Origin of the sequence: Dietzia sp. DQ11-71 (genome assembly GCF_014144995.1) — a bacterium.
In the GTDB taxonomy this organism is placed as follows: Bacteria; Actinomycetota; Actinomycetes; order Mycobacteriales; family Mycobacteriaceae; genus Dietzia; species Dietzia kunjamensis.
In genome coordinates, this window is record NZ_JAALDT010000467.1 from 1 (window position 1) to 1,743 (window position 1,743).

General features: G+C 73.6%; 2 protein-coding genes and 1 pseudogene. All 3 read left to right on the forward strand.

All coding sequences use genetic code 11. From position 1 onward, the window contains the following. The coding region (locus G6023_RS14670) for a molybdopterin-binding protein (RefSeq protein WP_241727884.1) at positions 1-554 on the forward strand (554 nt) is incomplete at its 5' end. Between the two features lie 13 nt (positions 555-567). Then, the gene (locus G6023_RS14675; RefSeq protein ID WP_182636203.1) at positions 568-1,236 is read left to right on the forward strand and encodes a GNAT family N-acetyltransferase; all 669 of its coding nucleotides are present in this window, start codon (positions 568-570) and stop codon (positions 1,234-1,236) included. Between the two features lie 132 nt (positions 1,237-1,368). Continuing rightward, positions 1,369-1,743, forward strand: a pseudogene (locus tag G6023_RS14680) (gephyrin-like molybdotransferase receptor GlpR); the annotation flags it as partial.

Genomic DNA, 1,743 nt, shown 5'->3' on the forward strand with positions numbered 1-1,743 from the left:
CGTCCCGCCTGCGCGAGGTCCTCGAGGGTCAACTCGTGCGCAGCGAGCTCGTCGTGGTCTCGGGCGCCGCCGGCGGTGAGGCGACCACCCGCCTCCGCCAGGTCATGGCAGAGCTCGGCCAGATCGAGGTCAACCGGGTGGCCATGCACCCCGGGTCGGTCCAGGGGTTCGGGCGGCTCGGACGCGACGAGGTCCCCACCTTCCTCCTGCCGTCCAACCCGGTGAGCGCCCTGGTCGTCTTCGAGATCATGGTCCGCCCCCTCATCCGGATCGCCCTCGGCAAGCGCCAGCCCATGCGCCGCACCGTCCGCGCACGGACCGTCGCGCCGATCTCGTCGGTCGAGGGTCGACGCGGATACCTGCGCGGACAACTGATGCGCGACACCGACACCGGCGAATACCTCGTCCGCGCCCTCGGCGGCGCCCAGGGGTCGTCCACCCACCTGCTGGCCTCGCTGGCGGAGGCGAACTGCCTCGTCGTGATAGACCCCGGCGTCACCGCGGTGCGTACGGGTGACGAGGTCGACGTGATGTTCCTCGCCCAGCGCGGGTGACCGGGCCGGCGACATGAGCGGCCCGTGGAGCGCGTTCGCCGCCGACACGGTGACCCGCCCCGGGTGGCCGATCGAGGCCGGACCGGTACGCGTGCGCGCCGGGGTCGTGACCCTGCGCCCGGTCCGCCGCCGCGACGCCCGGGACTGGGCGGCGCTGCGGTTGTTCGAGCGGGACCACCTCGAACCGTGGGAACCCACCCTCGAGGGACGCTGGCACGAGAACAACTCCGCACGCGCGTGGCCCCCGATCCACGCCCAGCTCAAGCGTTACGCCCGCGCCGGCGCGAGTCTGCCCGCCGCCATCGAACTGGACGGCCGCTTCTGCGGGCAGCTCACGGTGGGCGGGATCGTCCGCGGCGCGCTGCACTCCGGCTGGATCGGCTACTGGGTGGGGCGGCCCTTCCTCGGTGGCCGGGTCGCCACCGCCGCCCTGGCGCTGGGGGTCGACCACGCATTGGGCCCGGGAGCGCTACACCGGGTCGATGCCACCGTCCGGCCGGAGAACACCGCCAGCCGCGTGGTGCTGGACCGGTGCGGTTTCCGCGAGGAGGGACTGCTTCGCCGCTACCTCCACGTCGACGGTGCGTGGCGCGATCACCTCCTCGTGGCCCGGACCCGCGAGGAGCACGGGCGGGGCGCCGTCGCGGCTCTCGTGGAGGCGGGTCTGGCGCGACGCGCGTGACCGCGCGTCTGAGTATGTCCTGAGCATCGTGACCTGCGGCGCGCCGTCACTGGACGGGGCTCGGGCCCCGATACGGTTGGGACCTCACCACGACGTCCCGTGTCGGGGTAGACGCTCGAGGAGGCCTGATCGATGTCGAGCTCGCTGCTGATCATCCTGCTGGTGGTGGTCTGGCTGTTCGTCCTCGCGCCGATGCTCATCCGGTCGCGGAATCCCATCCGCCGCACCGGTGACGCACTGGCCCAGACGCGCACGCTCTACTCCGGCGGTTCCGGACGACTGGTACCCAGTCGCGGCCGTGCCGCCGCCGACCCGGTCCAGGCCGAGGACGAGGACTCCCTCTTCGGTCTGCCCTCCGGGGCGGGCGCGACGGACGCCGAGTTGCTCGACACCGAGACGTGGGAGCACCTGCTCGAGCAGACCCTGCGCCGTGAGGCCGCCGGCCGCCGGGGCGAGGCCGTCCGCCGGGCGATGGAGGAGCGGCGCGCCGCGGTGGCAGGGGACCCG